Origin of the sequence: Lentibacter algarum (assembly GCF_040580765.1) — a bacterium.
Taxonomy (GTDB): Bacteria; Pseudomonadota; Alphaproteobacteria; order Rhodobacterales; family Rhodobacteraceae; genus Lentibacter; species Lentibacter algarum.
The window spans coordinates 1,514,963-1,530,305 of sequence record NZ_CP158687.1 but is presented as its reverse complement, the minus strand read 5'-3'; the positions used below and the strand labels follow the sequence as shown (position 1 = coordinate 1,530,305).

At 56.6% G+C, this 15,343-nt stretch carries 16 protein-coding genes; 11 read left to right on the top strand and 5 right to left on the bottom strand.

What is annotated here, in order from left to right:
• Window positions 1–127: 127 nt before the first annotated feature.
• Together DSM117340_RS07435 and hemB are read right to left on the bottom strand one after the other, a co-directional pair.
• Entirely contained in the window at window positions 128–688 is a 561-nt protein-coding gene (locus DSM117340_RS07435; RefSeq protein ID WP_089890954.1) for a YSC84-related protein, read from the bottom strand.
• A 150-nt stretch (window positions 689–838) separates the two neighbouring features.
• Window positions 839–1,837, bottom strand: coding sequence for a porphobilinogen synthase (gene hemB, locus DSM117340_RS07430; protein ID WP_089891670.1), 999 nt, complete (start codon window positions 1,835–1,837; stop codon window positions 839–841).
• Between the two features lie 117 nt (window positions 1,838–1,954).
• On the opposite strand from hemB, the gene DSM117340_RS07425 reads away from it, so the two are divergent.
• Genes DSM117340_RS07425 through DSM117340_RS07415 form a run of 3 tightly spaced genes read left to right on the top strand, consistent with a single transcriptional unit; the run spans window position 1,955 to window position 6,530 of the window.
• On the top strand, window positions 1,955–2,479 hold the full coding sequence (locus DSM117340_RS07425) for a component of SufBCD complex (protein WP_089890958.1): 525 nt from the start codon (window positions 1,955–1,957) through the stop codon (window positions 2,477–2,479).
• A 3-nt stretch (window positions 2,480–2,482) separates the two neighbouring features.
• The gene (gene mfd / locus DSM117340_RS07420) at window positions 2,483–5,950 is read left to right on the top strand and encodes a transcription-repair coupling factor (RefSeq protein ID WP_089890961.1); all 3,468 of its coding nucleotides are present in this window, start codon (window positions 2,483–2,485) and stop codon (window positions 5,948–5,950) included.
• Entirely contained in the window at window positions 5,943–6,530 is a 588-nt protein-coding gene (locus tag DSM117340_RS07415) for a GNAT family N-acetyltransferase (protein ID WP_089890964.1), read from the top strand. The genes mfd and DSM117340_RS07415 overlap by 8 nt, the downstream gene beginning before the upstream one ends.
• A 90-nt stretch (window positions 6,531–6,620) precedes the next feature.
• Here the strand turns inward: DSM117340_RS07415 and DSM117340_RS07410 are convergent, their stop codons facing one another.
• The 3 genes from DSM117340_RS07410 to DSM117340_RS07400 are packed head-to-tail and all read right to left on the bottom strand — an operon-like array spanning window position 6,621 to window position 8,094.
• Window positions 6,621–7,208 (bottom strand): HD domain-containing protein, encoded by a 588-nt coding sequence (locus DSM117340_RS07410; RefSeq protein WP_089890966.1) that lies wholly within the window; start codon window positions 7,206–7,208, stop codon window positions 6,621–6,623.
• Window positions 7,205–7,441: a hypothetical protein gene (locus DSM117340_RS07405; RefSeq protein ID WP_089890968.1), complete on the bottom strand. Its 237-nt coding sequence runs from the start codon at window positions 7,439–7,441 to the stop codon at window positions 7,205–7,207. Before DSM117340_RS07405 ends, DSM117340_RS07410 begins: the two co-directional genes overlap by 4 nt.
• Entirely contained in the window at window positions 7,441–8,094 is a 654-nt protein-coding gene (locus DSM117340_RS07400) for an alpha/beta hydrolase (protein WP_089890975.1), read from the bottom strand. Before DSM117340_RS07400 ends, DSM117340_RS07405 begins: the two co-directional genes overlap by 1 nt.
• A 170-nt stretch (window positions 8,095–8,264) precedes the next feature.
• Between DSM117340_RS07400 and DSM117340_RS07395 the strand changes: the two genes are divergently transcribed.
• The 8 genes from DSM117340_RS07395 to DSM117340_RS07360 all read left to right on the top strand — a co-directional run bounded on the left by DSM117340_RS07395 (window position 8,265) and on the right by DSM117340_RS07360 (window position 15,343).
• Entirely contained in the window at window positions 8,265–8,726 is a 462-nt protein-coding gene (locus tag DSM117340_RS07395; protein WP_089890979.1) for an Rrf2 family transcriptional regulator, read from the top strand.
• A 170-nt stretch (window positions 8,727–8,896) separates the two neighbouring features.
• Entirely contained in the window at window positions 8,897–9,937 is a 1,041-nt protein-coding gene (locus DSM117340_RS07390; protein ID WP_177170666.1) for an aminotransferase class V-fold PLP-dependent enzyme, read from the top strand.
• 28 nt (window positions 9,938–9,965) lie between these two features.
• The gene (gene sufB / locus DSM117340_RS07385; protein ID WP_089890984.1) at window positions 9,966–11,480 is read left to right on the top strand and encodes a Fe-S cluster assembly protein SufB; all 1,515 of its coding nucleotides are present in this window, start codon (window positions 9,966–9,968) and stop codon (window positions 11,478–11,480) included.
• 108 nt (window positions 11,481–11,588) lie between these two features.
• Entirely contained in the window at window positions 11,589–12,149 is a 561-nt protein-coding gene (locus tag DSM117340_RS07380; RefSeq protein ID WP_273486673.1) for a hypothetical protein, read from the top strand.
• A gap of 120 nt (window positions 12,150–12,269) precedes the next feature.
• Entirely contained in the window at window positions 12,270–12,476 is a 207-nt protein-coding gene (locus DSM117340_RS07375; RefSeq protein WP_089890991.1) for a hypothetical protein, read from the top strand.
• A gap of 2 nt (window positions 12,477–12,478) precedes the next feature.
• Window positions 12,479–13,270 carry a polysaccharide pyruvyl transferase family protein gene (locus DSM117340_RS07370; RefSeq protein WP_271437039.1) on the top strand — a complete coding sequence of 264 codons (792 nt, stop codon included), beginning with the start codon at window positions 12,479–12,481 and terminating at the stop codon, window positions 13,268–13,270.
• Between the two features lie 28 nt (window positions 13,271–13,298).
• A complete protein-coding gene (gene sufC, locus DSM117340_RS07365) occupies window positions 13,299–14,057 on the top strand; it encodes a Fe-S cluster assembly ATPase SufC (protein ID WP_089890997.1) in 759 nt (252 codons plus the stop codon).
• Window positions 14,057–15,343 (top strand): SufD family Fe-S cluster assembly protein, encoded by a 1,287-nt coding sequence (locus DSM117340_RS07360; RefSeq protein WP_089891000.1) that lies wholly within the window; start codon window positions 14,057–14,059, stop codon window positions 15,341–15,343. The genes sufC and DSM117340_RS07360 overlap by 1 nt, the downstream gene beginning before the upstream one ends.

Here is a 15,343-nt window from a genome sequence, read left to right as displayed (position 1 = left end):
AAGGCGAGAAAGCGGCCTCTTTGGATCCTAAGCTTTCAAGGCTCCCACGAAAAAGCCCCCCCCGATATTCTGGGGAGGGAGACTTTAGGGCACTTGCGGGAGGGAGAAGCCCCGCGGCCCACGTTCTTTATGGAATGATGCGCGAGTATTTCACGCCTTCAAGCGATGCGCCTGCAAGCAAGCCCGCCTGACCGAAAATCACGGCCAGCACTGGAGAGGTGGCTGTGGTCGTCTCGGCGCGAATATTTTCGCCCTGATCTCGGAAGACATACTCAACGTCAGCACCAGCGGCCCAGCCGTTGGAGCGACGGAAGCCCATCAGGGCGTCTTCTGTCATGAAGAAAAGGACATGGGCGTATTGTTGCGCCCCGATTTGCAAGCCAACGCTGCCTTTGGTGGCGGAGTAGTAGTCAACCGTCACGTCATTGACGCGAAGCGCGCCGCGACCATAGCCGCCGCCAATTCCGAAGCCTGCTTCTGTCACCAACGGCATCACGAGCATACCAGCTGATTTAGCGGCTAGGCCCTGTGTCGAGGGATATTGGCCGTAAAGGAAGTTGAGGGTCTGATCAACGCGAGCGTCAATAGAAGCACTGCCCTTGGAGCCGATGCCGTTGCCACATGCGGCCAGAAGGCCAGTGCTTGCAACTGCGCCAAGCGCAAAAGATCTGCGAGAAAGTGTATTCATGATTTCACTGCCGTATTGCCTGAATAAAGTGCCGGTTATGTCCAGCTTGTCTGTAAGACTACGCCTTTTGAGCACGGGTGTCACCCTAAACAAGCTCTGTTGAGCGTTATTCTGCCAGTTTGTTCGCCTTTGAGGCGAGTTCTTTGGCGTTTAGGAGGCTAAAAGGCGCGCCGCGCGCGGGGCGAAATAGCTCAAGATGCCGTTGCAACCCGCCCGTTTGAAGCACATCAGGCTCTCCATCATTGCTTTGTCGCCGTCGATCCAGCCGTTTTCGGCCGCGGCCATGATCATCGCGTATTCGCCAGAGACTTGGTAAGCATATGTGGGGGCGCCAAAGGCGTCTTTGACGCGGCGGCAAATGTCCAAATAGGGCATGCCAGGCTTGACCATGACCATATCGGCGCCTTCTGACAGGTCGCGCTCGACGCAACGCAGGGCTTCGTCTGTGTTGGCCGGGTTCATCTGGTAAGTTTTTTTATCGCCTTTGAGCGCGTCTGCTGCGCCGACCGCATCACGGAAGGGGCCGTAAAAAGCGGAGGCGTATTTGGCGGCATAGGACAGCAGGAGCACATCTTTGTGGCCTGCGGCCTCAAGAGCGGCGCGCAACGCGCCGATGCGGCCATCCATCATATCGCTTGGGCCGATGATATCGACGCCTGCCTCGGCTTGGGAGAGGGCCTGTTTGATCAGCGCCTCTACGGTCTCGTCATTGATGATTTTGCCGTCGACCACAAATCCGTCGTGGCCTGTGTCAGAGTAGGGATCGAGCGCGACATCTGTCATGATCGCGATGTCGGGCACAGCGGCTTTCACGGCGCGCGTTGCGCGGTTGCTCAGGTTGTTTGGATTCCATGCCTCGGAGCAATCGGCAGTGCGATTTGCTGCATCTGTATAAGGGAAGAGGCAAATCGCGGGAATGCCGAGCGCATGGGCTTCGCGGGCCGCCTCTACGACCTTGTCAACAGAGCGGCGAAGGACACCTGGCATGGAAGGCACGGGCTCTTCTACACCCTCGCCATCACGTACGAAGAGTGGCCAAATCAAGTCGCTTGGCGAGAGGGTATTTTCCGCGACGAGCGCGCGGATGCCCTCGCTTTGACGGGTGCGGCGCAGCCGTGTTGCAGGGAAGGGGGCTTGGATCGCGCGCATCATGTGTCTCCGAAAATCTATCCGTGCTGAAACTGTCATGGAAATTGCGTCACCTCAAGGTTGGAATTGCCCGAGACGCACGCTATGAGGGGCGAAACAATGTGAGGGGCGCGGGCCTTGGACTGGTATTCTACGGTTTTTGAGCTGATTGATATGCGCTCGTTTAGCAACCTTTGGTTCTGGATCGCATTGGCTGTTATGTGGTCGACGACTTCGCATTGGGTTCTTGGTGTGCCGTGGGACATGGTCTTGCGCGCGCAACGCGAGGGCGGACAATATGAGGAAGACCTGTTGGATATCGTACGGATCAATACAAACCGTTTGCTGCATATTGGCACGGTCTCGGGGCTGTGGCTCTTGGGATTTGCCTGCTTTTTCCTGACAATGCTTGGACTTTTGGGCTTTTTCTACGGGTATGAGTTCGCGCAGGCCTTGTTTTTGCTTGGGTTTCCCATGTCGCTGATTGGCGCGCTTTCGCTTTCGACTGCGCGGCTCATTCGTGAGGAAGATGCGGTGGGTGAGCGGCTCCAAAAGCTAATGTTTCGTCAGCGCACGATCACGCAGGTGATCGGGATGATCTCGATCTTTGTGACCGCGCTTTGGGGCATGTATCAAAACCTCACCTATGGCGTGCTTGGTTAAGATATGAGCGCGCAAGGAAAAGACCATATCACCGTCAGCGGTGCGCCTGAGGGCTTTGATGCTAAGCTTCTGGTCGCCGAGGCCGAAAAGGCGGGCGCTGTTATTCATATTGCGCGTGACGACAAACGCTTGGCCATGATGCGCGCGAGCCTGCAGTTTTTTGCGCCTGATCTGCCTGTCTTTGCCTTTCCAGCATGGGACTGCCTGCCCTATGATCGCGTGTCGCCCAACCCTGACATTTCGGCCGCTCGGATGGCCACACTGGCGGCGCTCGTGCATGAGATGCCACAGCGCTATATCCTGCTGACCACGCTGAGTGCAGCGATGCAGTATATTCCTGCGCGCGAGGTTCTGCGCGAGGCGGCGTTTAAGGCAACAGTGGGCGAGCGGGTCAATGAAGAGGCGTTGCGCAACTTTCTGGTGCGCATGGGCTTTTCACAAAGCCCAACTGTTACAGAGCCTGGTGATTATGCCATTCGGGGCGGGATCATTGATATCTTTCCGCCCGGCGACGGCGGACCTGTCAGGCTCGACTTCTTTGGCGATGTGCTCGACGGGGTGCGCCGCTTTGATGCGGCGACGCAACGCACAACAGAAACACTTGGCGGCGTTGAGCTTGCACCGGTGTCCGAAGTCTTGCTTGATGATGCATCGATCACGCGGTTTCGTCAGAATTACCGTCTCGAATTTGGCGCGGCAGGGACGGACGATCCGCTCTATGAGGCCGTCTCGGCAGGGCGCAAGCACGCGGGGATCGAGCATTGGCTACCATTCTTCCATGAGCGCCTTGAAACGCTGTTTGACTATGTTCCAAATGCGAGCCTGACCCTTGATGAAGGGCTTGAGGCCAAGCGCGAGGCGCGGTGGGATGGTATAGTTGACCAATACGAAACGCGCAAAATAGCGCTTGGTGCGCGCGGGCGGATGGACTCTGTCTACAAGCCCGTACCTGCAGAGCAGCTTTATCTTGATGAGCCCGCGTGGGCCAAAGCCACAGCGCCGCTGCGCGCGCTTAAGCTCGTGACATTGCCCCAGCCCACAGGCGCGGGCGTGATAGACGCAGGCGGGCGGATCGGACGCAACTTTGCACCCGAACGACAGCTTGAAAACGTCAACCTTTTCAGTGTTCTAAAGGACCATATCGAAGCAAAAATGGGCGAAAAGCCTGTGCTGTTGGCCTCCTATTCAGAGGGCGCGCGTGAGCGTATCGAAGGTCTGCTTGATGATGAAGGTCTGATCGGCGCGGTCACCGTGAAGGATGCGCGCCGTATCGGAAAACGCGGACTTCATTTGGCCGTCTGGCCACTGGAGCAAGGCTTTGAAGCGCCTGATATGGTTGTCATTGCCGAGCAGGATATCCTCGGCGACAGGCTCATCCGAGCGCCGCGCAGAAAGCGCACAGCCGAGAACTTTCTGACAGAGGCCCAAAGTTTGTCTGCGGGTGACTTGATTGTGCATGTCGATCACGGCGTTGGCCGCTATCATGGCCTCGAAGTCGTCACAGCTCTGGGCGCAGCACATGAGTGCCTCAAGCTAGAATACGCCGAAAATTCAACGCTCTATCTTCCGGTTGAGAATATCGAGCTCTTGAGCCGCTATGGTCATGAGGAAGGCTTGCTTGACCGTCTCGGGGGCGGCGCGTGGCAGTCCAAGAAGGCCCGTCTCAAAGAGCGTATTCGGGAAATGGCGGATAAGCTCATTCGGGTCGCTGCTGAACGCGCACTGCGCCGCGCGCCCATTATGGAGCCGATGCCGCACGCTTGGGAGGAGTTTGCCACGCGCTTTCCCTATCAGGAAACCGATGATCAGCTTAGCGCCATTGAGGATGTTCTGACAGACCTTGGCTCTGGTCAGCCGATGGACCGCCTGATTTGTGGTGATGTTGGCTTTGGCAAAACCGAAGTGGCGATGCGCGCGGCCTTTATTGCGGCGATGCAGGGTGCGCAGGTTGCGGTGATTGCGCCGACGACCTTGCTGGCGCGTCAGCATTACAAGAGCTTTGCCGAACGCTTCCGCGGCTTTCCGTTGCAGGTGCGTCCGCTGAGCCGCTTTGTGAGCGCAAAGGACGCCAAGCTCACCCGTGAGGGTATGAAAAACGGCACCGTTGATATCGTGATCGGGACGCACGCACTTCTGGCCAAGGACACGCGTTTTAAGGACTTGGGACTTCTTATCATTGATGAGGAGCAACATTTTGGTGTGGCGCATAAGGAGCGGCTCAAGCAGCTGCGCTCAGATGTGCATGTGCTGACACTCACAGCGACACCAATTCCGCGCACGCTTCAGCTGTCTTTGTCTGGCGTGCGTGATCTGAGTATCATTGGCACACCGCCTGTGGACCGTCTCGCCATTCGTACCTATGTGAGCGAATTTGATGGCGTCACGATCCGCGAGGCGCTGTTGCGCGAGCATTATCGCGGCGGTCAGAGTTTTTACGTGGTGCCGCGCATCACCGATTTGCCCGAGATCGAGGATTTCCTCAAAACGCATGTTCCAGAAGTAAGCTATATTGTGGCGCACGGGCAGATGGCGGCAGGCGAGCTTGATGACCGGATGAACGCTTTTTATGACGGCAAATATGACGTGCTGTTGGCGACGACGATTGTGGAAAGCGGGCTTGATATTCCGACCGCCAACACGATGGTCATTCACCGTGCTGATATGTTCGGTCTGGCGCAGCTTTATCAGATCAGAGGGCGGGTTGGCCGCTCAAAGACCCGTGCGTATGCTTATCTTACAACGCGGCCGCGGAAGCCCTTGACCGCCACTGCAGAGAAGCGTCTGCGTGTTCTTGGCAGCCTTGATACGCTGGGTGCAGGCTTTACGCTTGCGTCACAGGATCTTGATATTCGTGGCGCTGGCAACCTGCTTGGCGAGGAGCAATCCGGCCAGATGCGCGATGTGGGCTATGAGCTGTATCAGTCTATGCTGGAAGAGGCGATTGCCAAGATCCGTGCGGGTGAGGCCGAAGGTATTGTGGAAGAGGGCGATTGGTCGCCTTCTATCGGGCTCGGCGTGCCTGTTCTGATCCCGGAAAACTATGTGCCTGATCTTGATGTGCGTCTTGGTTTGTATCGCCGTCTCAGTGGGTTGGATGGCAAAGTTGAACTAGAAGGCTTTGCTGCTGAGTTGATTGATCGCTTTGGTCCGCTGCCGCGCGAAGTGAACACGCTTTTGCTTGTCGTGCGCATTAAAGCGATGTGCAAGAAGGCAGGTATTGCCAAGCTTGACGGGGGGCCCAAGGGCGCGACTGTCCAGTTCCACAACGACAAATTCGCCTCGCCCGTGGGGCTTGTTGAGTTTATTCGTGACCAGAAGGGGTTGGCCAAGGTCAAAGACAATAAGATCGTTGTGCGCCGCGACTGGAAGACAGACGGTGACAAGATCAAAGGCGCCTTTGCGATTGCGCGCGATCTGGCGCAGAAAGTGGCGGACGAGAAAAAAGCCAGAAAGGCGGCGAAACGTGCTTGAGAGTGGATACCATGATGTGCCCGAGGGGTTTACCGCTTCGGTTGTGACCTATCTTGAGATGCATAGTCGTCCTGAGCTGCGAGCCTGTCAGGCTGAGGGGCTTCGTTTGACGCGGATCATCACGCCGGACGCGGCGCGCTATCGGGCGCTTTTTGCGAAGGTGGGGGGCGATTATCTTTGGTCCAGTCGCCTTGAGATGACGGATGAGGCTTTGCTTGCGGTTTTGACGGACCCCAAAGTCCATCTTTATGTGGCGAAGAGTGGTACGAAGGACGCGGGGCTGCTTGAGCTTGATTTCCGAGGTGACGCAGGTTGCGAGCTCGCATTTTTTGGTTTGACGCCCGATCAAGTTGGCGGCCAAGCAGGGCGCTGGCTGATGAATGAGGCGCTGACGCGGGCTTGGGATGAAGATATCTCGCGCCTTTTCGTGCACACCTGCACCCTTGATCACCCAAAAGCTCTGGCGTTCTATATCCGCTCGGGCTTCACTCCCTATAAGCGCTCGGTCGAAGTCTCCCCTGATGCGCGCGCCACCGGACATCTGCCCAAAAGCGCCGCCCCACAGATCCCGCGACTATAGGTTTTTTTCTTTCCAAAAATATCCCGGGGGAGCACGAGGGGGCTGGCCCCCTCGCTTGGTCGGATTTTCGCGCAGCGAAAATTCGATCCCTTAAAGACGGCCTCGCGCCGCAAACCACGCTTCTGCTTTCGGCTGTAACCACGTCCAGAGCCATGGCGCGCCGCGCTTGATCTTGTTGCCCACACGCGCTTCGAACTGGGAATAGTCGGTATTATACTCAATCCAAGAACCGCCGCCTGAGGCGAGGTTCTGATTGGGCGGCTGGAAGCGGTCGAGTGATTTGGCAAAGCGCGCATCTGGGGTTTGTGCTGCTTCGAACTCGTCCCAGAGAGCGCGGAAACTCTGGGCTTGATCGGGAGGCAGCAGGCCGAAGAGCCGTGTTGCAGCGGCCTCTTCTTTGGCGGCCATCTCAGTGGCATCATGGTCGCCAAAAATTGGGGCATCACCTGCGTCTATTTCCACAATATCATGCAAAAGCAACATCTTGATGACGCGATCCACCTTGACGTCGGTGGGTGCGTCGGCGCCTAGCACCAGCGCAAAGAGCGCGATGTGCCAGCTGTGTTCGCCAGAGTTTTCATAGCGTGAGCCATCTGCGAGCGTTGTTCCGCGGACAATCTGTTTGAGCTTGTCGGCCTCCATGAGGAAGGCCATTTGGGCGTCAAGGCGGTTGCTCATTCCTGCGGTTTCTGTGCGTCCACCAAGGCTTTTGCCTTTTTATGCAGCAAGGCGCGGGCCGCTTTGCCCGCCATGCGCACGCGGACCTCTGTGAGATAGGCTTCTTCGAGGGTTTGTGAAGACTTTCCCAAAAGGTCGGCAACTTCAAAGTGCAACCGGTCATCGCCCGATTGCTCCATGATTTTGATGGTGTCATCCGCCAGTTTTGAGGCAGTTTCCTGCAGGGTCGACATCAGCGGGAGCTTTCCGTGAGGCGGCGCTTCACATAGCTTTGGACGCTGCCGACCATTGTATCCATGTGGTCGTTTTCAAAGAAGTGGCCTGCGCCTTCGACTTGCTCGTGTGTAACAGTGATGCCTTTTTGCTCATGGAGCTTATCGACCAGTGTCACTGTATCAGCGGGCGGCGCGACGCGGTCGGCGGTGCCGTTGATCATGAGGCCTGATGAAGGGCAGGGCGCAAGGAAAGAGAAGTCATACATGTTTGCTGGCGGCGAGACCGAGATAAACCCTGTGATCTCAGGGCGGCGCATCAGAAGCTGCATGCCAATCCATGCACCAAAGGAAAAGCCTGCGACCCAGCAATGCTTGGAGTTGTTGTTCATGGATTGCAGGTAATCCAGCGCTGAGGCGGCATCGGAGAGCTCGCCTACGCCTTGGTCGTATTCGCCTTGAGAGCGGCCCACGCCGCGGAAGTTAAAGCGCAAGACCGTGAAGCCCATATTATAAAAGGCGTAATGCAGGTTGTAGACAACCTTGTTGTTCATCGTGCCGCCAAATTGCGGGTGCGGATGCAACACAATCGCGATCGGTGCATCGCGCTCTGGCTGTGGGTGGTAGCGGCCTTCAAGTCGGCCTTCTGGGCCTGGAAAGATTACCTCGGGCATATAGTTTGTCTCTTCCTTGAAAATGCGCGCGGGCTTTCTTGACTAAATCCGTCGAGCATATTAGAACTATTCTAAATCTAGGTATGTCACCTAGCGTTTCTAGCGAGATAGTCTGTGACAGGGGCGAGGTCAACAAGCGCCTGTTTTTATTGCAGTCAAAGAGGTTGGTTATGAAGCTCAGCACAAAAGGCAGATATGCTATGGTCGCTTTGGCCGACATCGCCCTGCAGGGCGAGGATGCTTTGGTGACTTTGGGTGATATTTCCAAGCGTCAGGATATTTCGTTGCCCTATCTTGAGCAGCTTTTTGTAAAGCTGCGTCGAGCCGAGCTGGTGGCCTCTGTGCGCGGGCCTGGCGGCGGCTATAAGTTGGCGCGCAAACCTGTGGATATTCGGATTGTTGATGTTTTGGCCGCAGTGGATGAGACCGTGGATGCCTTGCAAAAAGGAGCGGGCGCCAGTGGGGCGGCATCTGGCAGCCGTGCGCAATCGGTGACCAACCGCTTGTGGGAAGGTTTGTCGGCGCATGTTTATGTCTATTTGCACGCGGCGCGGCTTTCGGATGTGATCAGCAACGAGCTTGCGCCTTGCCCCGCCGTGCCTTCGCTTTTTGCTGTGGTGGATGAAGAGTGAGCTGTCGGACCATCATAACGAGGTTTTGCGCGACCTGCGGTCCCGCCCAGCTGGGGGCTTTGCCCCCAGACCCCCAGGATATTTGGGAAAAGAAGAAGATGTGTTCGAAGTCGGTTGGTCAGACGACATCGGTTCAATCTGGTGTCTGCGAAACCGGAGGGGCCATGTGAATGCGGGTCTATCTTGATCATAATGCGACCACAGCTTTGCGCCCTGAGGCGCGCGCGGCGATGGGCGAGGCCATGGATATTGTTGGGAACCCCTCTTCGGTGCATTCCGAAGGGCGGCGCGCCAAGGCGTTTTTGGAAAGTTGCCGAGCCCGTTTGGCGGCTGCGCTTGGGGCGGAGGGCGCTGAGATTGTTTTTACTGGCTCGGCCACTGAGGCTGCAGCTATGGCGCTTGCTGGTCGCGGCATTGCCTGTTCGGGTGTGGAGCATGATGCTGTTGCGTCTTGGTGTGACGCGTCGCTGCGCGCCGAGGCCAGTGGGCGTGTGACGCCGTCGGATGCTGGATTTTCGACGCTTCAGCTCGCCAATTCTGAGACGGGTGTGTTGCAGGATTTGCCGGACGGTCTCTGGATGAGTGATTTCACGCAGGGATTTGGAAAAGTCGCTGTAGATTTTTTGCGCTCTGGGCCTTTGATGGCGATTGTTTCGGCGCATAAGCTTGGCGGGCCAAAAGGCGTTGGCGCGCTTGTGATGCGGCGCGGGATCGATCTTGACCCCGTTCTCAAAGGGGGTGGCCAAGAGATGGGCCGTCGTGCAGGGACAGAGAACCTTATCGGGATTGCGGGATTTGCGGCGGCGGCCGAAGCGGCGGCGCGTGATGTTTCTGCGGGCCGTTGGGAGGCCGTGCGCGAGAGGCGCGATTTGCTTGAAGAGGCTCTTGCGGCCACAGATAAACCACCTATTTTAGTCGGGAAAGATGCGCCGCGTCTGCCGAACACCTCTTGTTTGCTCAGCGCGGGCTGGAAGGGCGAGACGCAAGTGATGCAGATGGATCTTGCGGGCTTTGCGATTTCTGCGGGCTCGGCCTGCTCCAGTGGCAAGGTGAAGACAAGCCCTGTGCTCCGGGCAATGGGATTTGATGAGGCCGAGGCGGGCTGCGGTATTCGCGTGAGCCTTGGACTTGAAACAGAACGAGACGATATTTTGCGCTTTGCCGACACATGGGCAGCGCAGGCGAAAAAACAGGCTGCGCGCGCGGCCTAAGCGAACAGGACGGAAAAGGAACCAAGCGATGAATGAAGTAATTGTTAAAGACGGTGTAGAGCAGGAAACGGTTGAGGCCGTTCGCACGCTTGGAGAAAAATACAAATACGGTTGGGAAACCGAGATCGAGATGGAATATGCGCCGCTCGGTCTGAACGAGGATATTGTGCGGCTTATTTCGGAGAAAAACGAAGAGCCACAGTGGATGACGGACTGGCGGCTTGATGCTTATGCGCGCTGGAAAGAGCAGAAAGAGCCTGACTGGGCGATGGTGGATTATCCTGAGATCGACTTTCAGGACCAGTATTACTATGCGCGGCCCAAGAGTATGGAAGTGAAGCCAAAGTCTTTGGATGAGGTCGACCCGAAGCTTTTGGCCACGTACGAAAAGCTTGGTATTCCGCTGAAAGAGCAGATGATCTTGGCGGGTGTCGAGGGGGCCGAAGAGCTGACAGACGCACCACGCAAAGTGGCTGTGGACGCGGTGTTTGACTCTGTGTCAGTCGGCACGACCTTCCAGAAAGAGCTGAAGGAAGCAGGCGTTATCTTTTGCTCGATTTCTGAAGCCATCAAGGATCATCCAGAGCTTGTGAAAAAGTATCTCGGCTCTGTTGTGCCTGTGACGGACAATTATTACGCGACGCTGAACTCGGCTGTGTTTTCGGACGGCTCGTTTGTTTATGTGCCGCCAGGTGTGCGCTGCCCTATGGAGCTGTCAACATACTTCCGGATCAATGCCGAAAATACAGGCCAGTTTGAGCGAACATTGATTATTGCCGATAAGGGCTCTTATGTGAGCTACCTTGAGGGCTGTACGGCGCCGCAGCGTGATGTGGCGCAGCTGCATGCAGCGGTTGTAGAGATCATCATCGAGGAAGATGCGGAAGTTAAATATTCGACCGTTCAGAACTGGTATCCGGGTGACGAGAACGGCAAGGGCGGGATCTATAACTTTGTGACCAAGCGTGCGGATTGCCGCGGTGACCGAGCCAAAGTGATGTGGACGCAAGTGGAGACGGGATCTGCCGTGACGTGGAAGTACCCGAGCTGTATTTTGCGCGGCAACGACTCTCAGGGCGAGTTTTACTCGATTGCGATCACCAACAACCATCAGCAGGCCGACACGGGCACGAAGATGATCCACTTGGGCAGAAACACCAAATCGCGGATTGTCTCAAAAGGGATCAGCGCAGGTGTGGCGCAGAACACCTACCGTGGGCTTGTGAGCATGCACCCGAAGGCAAAGAACTCGCGCAACTACACGCAGTGCGACAGCTTGCTGATTGGTGACAAATGTGGCGCACACACTGTTCCTTACATCGAGGTCAAGAACAACTCGAGCCGTGTAGAGCATGAGGCGACGACATCTAAAGTTGATGACGAGCAAATGTTTTACTGCCGCCAGCGCGGGATTGGCGAGGAAGAGGCTGTTGCACTGATCGTGAACGGCTTTGCCAAGGAAGTGCTGCAAGCTCTGCCGATGGAATTTGCCATGGAAGCGCAACAGCTTGTTGCGATAAGTCTTGAAGGCTCAGTTGGCTAATGTCTTTGGCGCACCTCACATCTTGCCCGAATGAAGGCAGTGTTCTGCCGCATTTGTGCCGAACTGGTTTGTTAACTCTGTTGGCAAGCCAAGACGTGAGGTGTGCCTATGATGAACCGAAATCTCGACGCGTTCGACGCGCGTATCCAGAGAATTGCCAAGGACGAAAAGGCAAGAGGCCGCCTCATTGCGGGCGAGGGAGAAGTGCGCGAGACGCAGGTCAACCTCAGCCAGCTAAAGCGTGCCGCAGCACCCAAGCGCGAGAGTGGCGAGCTTATCCTAGCGGCTCCAAAATGGGCTATGGCCTTTCTGCTTGGCGCGGTGGCAATGTTGGCGGGGCGGCTCTTGGGCTTTCATGTTCTTGGGCAGTTCATTGTGGGCACGGATATGACCATGGTGATCATGCGCCACGCGGGCGAACTGGCGATCGGGGTTGTTGCGCTGGTGACCGCGGCAACATTTATCGGATTTCGCGGTGGTATGGCCAAGACGGCGATGCTGGCGGGCTTCGCTTTGATGGTGCTTGGGGAATCCGACGTTGCGGGGCACGCGCCGTTCCTCTGGGAAAGCATGTTTTCGCCAGAGTATGCGGCGCGGGTCTTGAGCCCAGCGGGCGGGATGGAGAACAATCTGCGCGCGCTTGCGGGCGTTTTGCAGAGCAGCATCTAAACACATCTAGAACTGATGTTGGAAAAGACAGTCTTACCCGTGGTGGTGAGGCTGGTTTTTCCCGTTTTGATTTGGCTTTTGAAAAGGCCGGTAGTTGCATGAGACGTGTAGGGTAAGAGTATGGAATTTATTGAAAAAAATAAGAAGCTGATTGTGCCTGTTGTGGCTGGTGCTGTGATGGCGACGGTGCTCAACTGGGCGGATTTGCCAGCTTGGATGATCGGCGGCGTGGTTGCGGCTGTTGTCACCCTTTGGAGTGAGAAGCTCATTGAGGCTTATGACACAAAGATTGCGCCCAAGATTAACGCCCGCCGTGGAGAGTATTGAGAATGGCTGATACGCCTCTTCATCTGTACTGGTGGAACGCCAAGCCGAACTTTGGCGATACGTTGAGCCAGCTTGTGACAGCATTTGCGTCAGGCCGTGCCGTGGCGCATGCAGAGCCACGCAACGCGGAGATTTTTGCTGTTGGCTCGATTATGCAATTTGCCAAGCGGGTCTGGGGCAATGAGAAACATCCTGCGCATCGCCCTGCGATTTGGGGCACGGGCATGATGGCGCCGCTGAAGACCGACTTTGTCGCCAATGTTGATATTCATATGCTCCGGGGGCCGATTACGGCCGCTCTTTTGGGTGTGAAAACAGAAGCCTATGGTGACCCAGGCGTTTTGACTGCGGAGGCGCTTGGCGCACGTCCTGTGCGGCACGACAAGATCGGGCTGGTGCTACACCACAGCCAGCTTGGTGACCCTAGAATTGTTGCGCTTCTGAAGGCTGAGCCGTCTGTGCAGTATATCGATGTGCAGGGCACGCCAGAGCAGGTCTGCCGCGAGATTGGCGCTTGTGCGCATGTGATCTCGTCAAGTTTGCATGGGCTTATTGTGGCTGACAGCTATGGGATCGCCAACACTTGGCTTGATCCGATGAAGCACGCGCGGCTGAAGTATTACGATTATGCGGCAGGGGTGGGGCGTGTGATGCCGCTGCCTTTGAAGCACGACGATATAGCCGCGGCATTGCCCAAGCTTGGCACGGGCGCTTTGCCCTATGCGGGCGGTATTGCTGAGGCGAAAGACAGACTGATTGAGAATTTTCCAGCCCATTTGAAGGCTGGAGCATAAATATAGAAGATAAGAGAAAGGCGCGAAAATGTTGGAAATCAAAAACCTGCGGGTCAAACTGGAAGAAGAAGACAAGCAGATCCTGAAGGGTGTGAACCTGACAGTGGAAGCGGGCAAAGTGCACGCGATCATGGGGCCGAACGGCTCTGGCAAATCCACGCTGTCCTATGTGCTCTCGGGCAAAGAGGGCTATGAAGTCACGGGCGGCAGCGCCACGCTGGACGGCGACGACCTGCTTGATCTGGAGCCAGAAGAGCGCGCAGCACTTGGGCTTTTCCTCGCGTTTCAATATCCAGTCGAGATCCCTGGTGTGGGCAACATGACCTTCTTGCGTACGGCTGTGAATGCACAGCGCAAAGCGCGTGGTGAAGAAGAGATGAGCTCGACCGAGTTTCTCAAAGTGATCCGCGCTCAGGCAAAAGAACTCAAGATTGACGCGGATATGCTGAAGCGGCCTGTCAATGTCGGCTTCTCGGGCGGTGAAAAGAAGCGCAACGAGATTTTGCAAATGGCGATGCTTGAGCCACGGATGTGCATCTTGGATGAGACGGATTCTGGCCTTGATGTGGACGCGATGAAACTTGTGGCCGATGGCGTGAATGCGCTGCGCAACGAGGGCCGTGGGTTCTTGGTGATCACGCACTACCAACGCCTTCTGGATCACATCAAGCCGGATGTTGTGCATATCATGGCGGATGGTCGTATCGTGAAAACGGGTGGACCAGAGCTTGCGCTTGAAGTTGAAAACAACGGCTATGCAGATATTCTGGCCGAGGTGGCTGCGTGATGAATGCGATTTTGAAATCAAAGCAGGAGGCGGCGGCGAGCCGGCTTGACGCGGCGGTTCTGCCTGAGGCAGCGGGCTGGAGCAAAGCGGCGCGCGAAGATGCGCTGGCGCGCGTGCGCAGGATGGGTTTGCCCTCGCGGCGTGATGAATACTGGAAGTACACACGTCCTGACACGCTGACGCAGGCCGATGCGCCTGAGGCCGCGCTGTTTACAACAGATGAAGCACCCGTATTTAACGACTTTGACCGGCTGAAGATTGTGTTTGTCGACGGTGTGTTCAGTGTCGCGCACTCAGATGAGCTCTCGCTTGAGGGAATCGAGATTTCACGGTTGGCTGATGTGGCGGATATTTCTTGGGCGAGCGAGCTTTATGGTGCGCTTGAGACTAAGGGCCAAAACCCGGTGGAGCGGCCTTTGGCAGCGCTCAATACCGCGCTGGCCAGTGATGGCGTGCTTATTCGCTGCACCAAGACACCGAGCAAGCCCGTGAGCCTAATCTATCGCCACGAAAACAGCACATCAGATGCGGTTTTGCACCATGTGGTGAAGGTCGAAGCAGGGGCCTCTCTGACGCTTTTGGAGAACGGTCCGGCGGCTGCGCGGTTTAACAAGTGTCTTGAAGCGCTTGTTGCGGACGGGGCCGAGTTTCATCATGTGCGGGCGCAGGGGCGCGACCACGAGCGCCGTGCTGTGACACATATGTTTGTCGAGCTGGGCCGTGAGAGCGTGTTCAAGAGCTTTACGCTTACGGTGAATGGGCGTTTGACGCGCAACGAATGTATCATCGAGTTTACCGGCGATGACGCGATTGCCCATGTGGCAGGTGCGGCGCTTGGCGATGGTGATTTTGTGCATGATGACACCGTGTTTATCACCCATGACGCCGTCAACTGCGAGAGCCGTCAGGTTTTCAAAAAGGTGCTGCGCAACGGCGCGACTGGCGTGTTCCAAGGCAAGATCCTTGTTCAACCAGGCGCTCAGAAGACAGACGGCTATCAAAAGTCTCAGTCGCTTCTGCTTGATGGCGACAGCCAGTTCTTGGCCAAACCAGAGCTTGAGATCTATGCCGATGATGTGGCCTGTTCGCACGGCTCTACTTCGGGCGCGATTGATGAGGACGCTTTGTTCTACCTGCGCGCGCGCGGCGTGCCGCACAATATGGCGACCGACCTGATGACGCTGGCGTTCCTTGCGGAAGCTGTGGAAGAGATCGAAGATGACGGCCTCAAGGACGAGCTGACAGGGCGGCTTGAGGGCTGGCTTCTGCGCCACTCGCGCGGCTGA

Bases quoted from the DNA above. Each gene is read 5' to 3' on its own strand.
- DSM117340_RS07435 (WP_089890954.1), bottom strand. From the start codon at position 688: ATGAATACACTTTCTCGCAGATCTTTTGCGCTTGGCGCAGTTGCAAGC.
- hemB (WP_089891670.1), bottom strand. From the start codon at position 1,837: ATGCGCGCGATCCAAGCCCCCTTCCCTGCAACACGGCTGCGCCGCACC.
- mfd (WP_089890961.1), top strand. From the start codon at position 2,483: ATGAGCGCGCAAGGAAAAGACCATATCACCGTCAGCGGTGCGCCTGAG.
- DSM117340_RS07410 (WP_089890966.1), bottom strand. From the start codon at position 7,208: ATGAGCAACCGCCTTGACGCCCAAATGGCCTTCCTCATGGAGGCCGAC.
- DSM117340_RS07405 (WP_089890968.1), bottom strand. From the start codon at position 7,441: ATGTCGACCCTGCAGGAAACTGCCTCAAAACTGGCGGATGACACCATC.
- DSM117340_RS07400 (WP_089890975.1), bottom strand. From the start codon at position 8,094: ATGCCCGAGGTAATCTTTCCAGGCCCAGAAGGCCGACTTGAAGGCCGC.
- DSM117340_RS07395 (WP_089890979.1), top strand. From the start codon at position 8,265: ATGAAGCTCAGCACAAAAGGCAGATATGCTATGGTCGCTTTGGCCGAC.
- DSM117340_RS07390 (WP_177170666.1), top strand. From the start codon at position 8,897: ATGCGGGTCTATCTTGATCATAATGCGACCACAGCTTTGCGCCCTGAG.
- sufB (WP_089890984.1), top strand. From the start codon at position 9,966: ATGAATGAAGTAATTGTTAAAGACGGTGTAGAGCAGGAAACGGTTGAG.
- DSM117340_RS07380 (WP_273486673.1), top strand. From the start codon at position 11,589: ATGATGAACCGAAATCTCGACGCGTTCGACGCGCGTATCCAGAGAATT.
- DSM117340_RS07375 (WP_089890991.1), top strand. From the start codon at position 12,270: ATGGAATTTATTGAAAAAAATAAGAAGCTGATTGTGCCTGTTGTGGCT.
- DSM117340_RS07370 (WP_271437039.1), top strand. From the start codon at position 12,479: ATGGCTGATACGCCTCTTCATCTGTACTGGTGGAACGCCAAGCCGAAC.
- sufC (WP_089890997.1), top strand. From the start codon at position 13,299: ATGTTGGAAATCAAAAACCTGCGGGTCAAACTGGAAGAAGAAGACAAG.
- DSM117340_RS07360 (WP_089891000.1), top strand. From the start codon at position 14,057: ATGAATGCGATTTTGAAATCAAAGCAGGAGGCGGCGGCGAGCCGGCTT.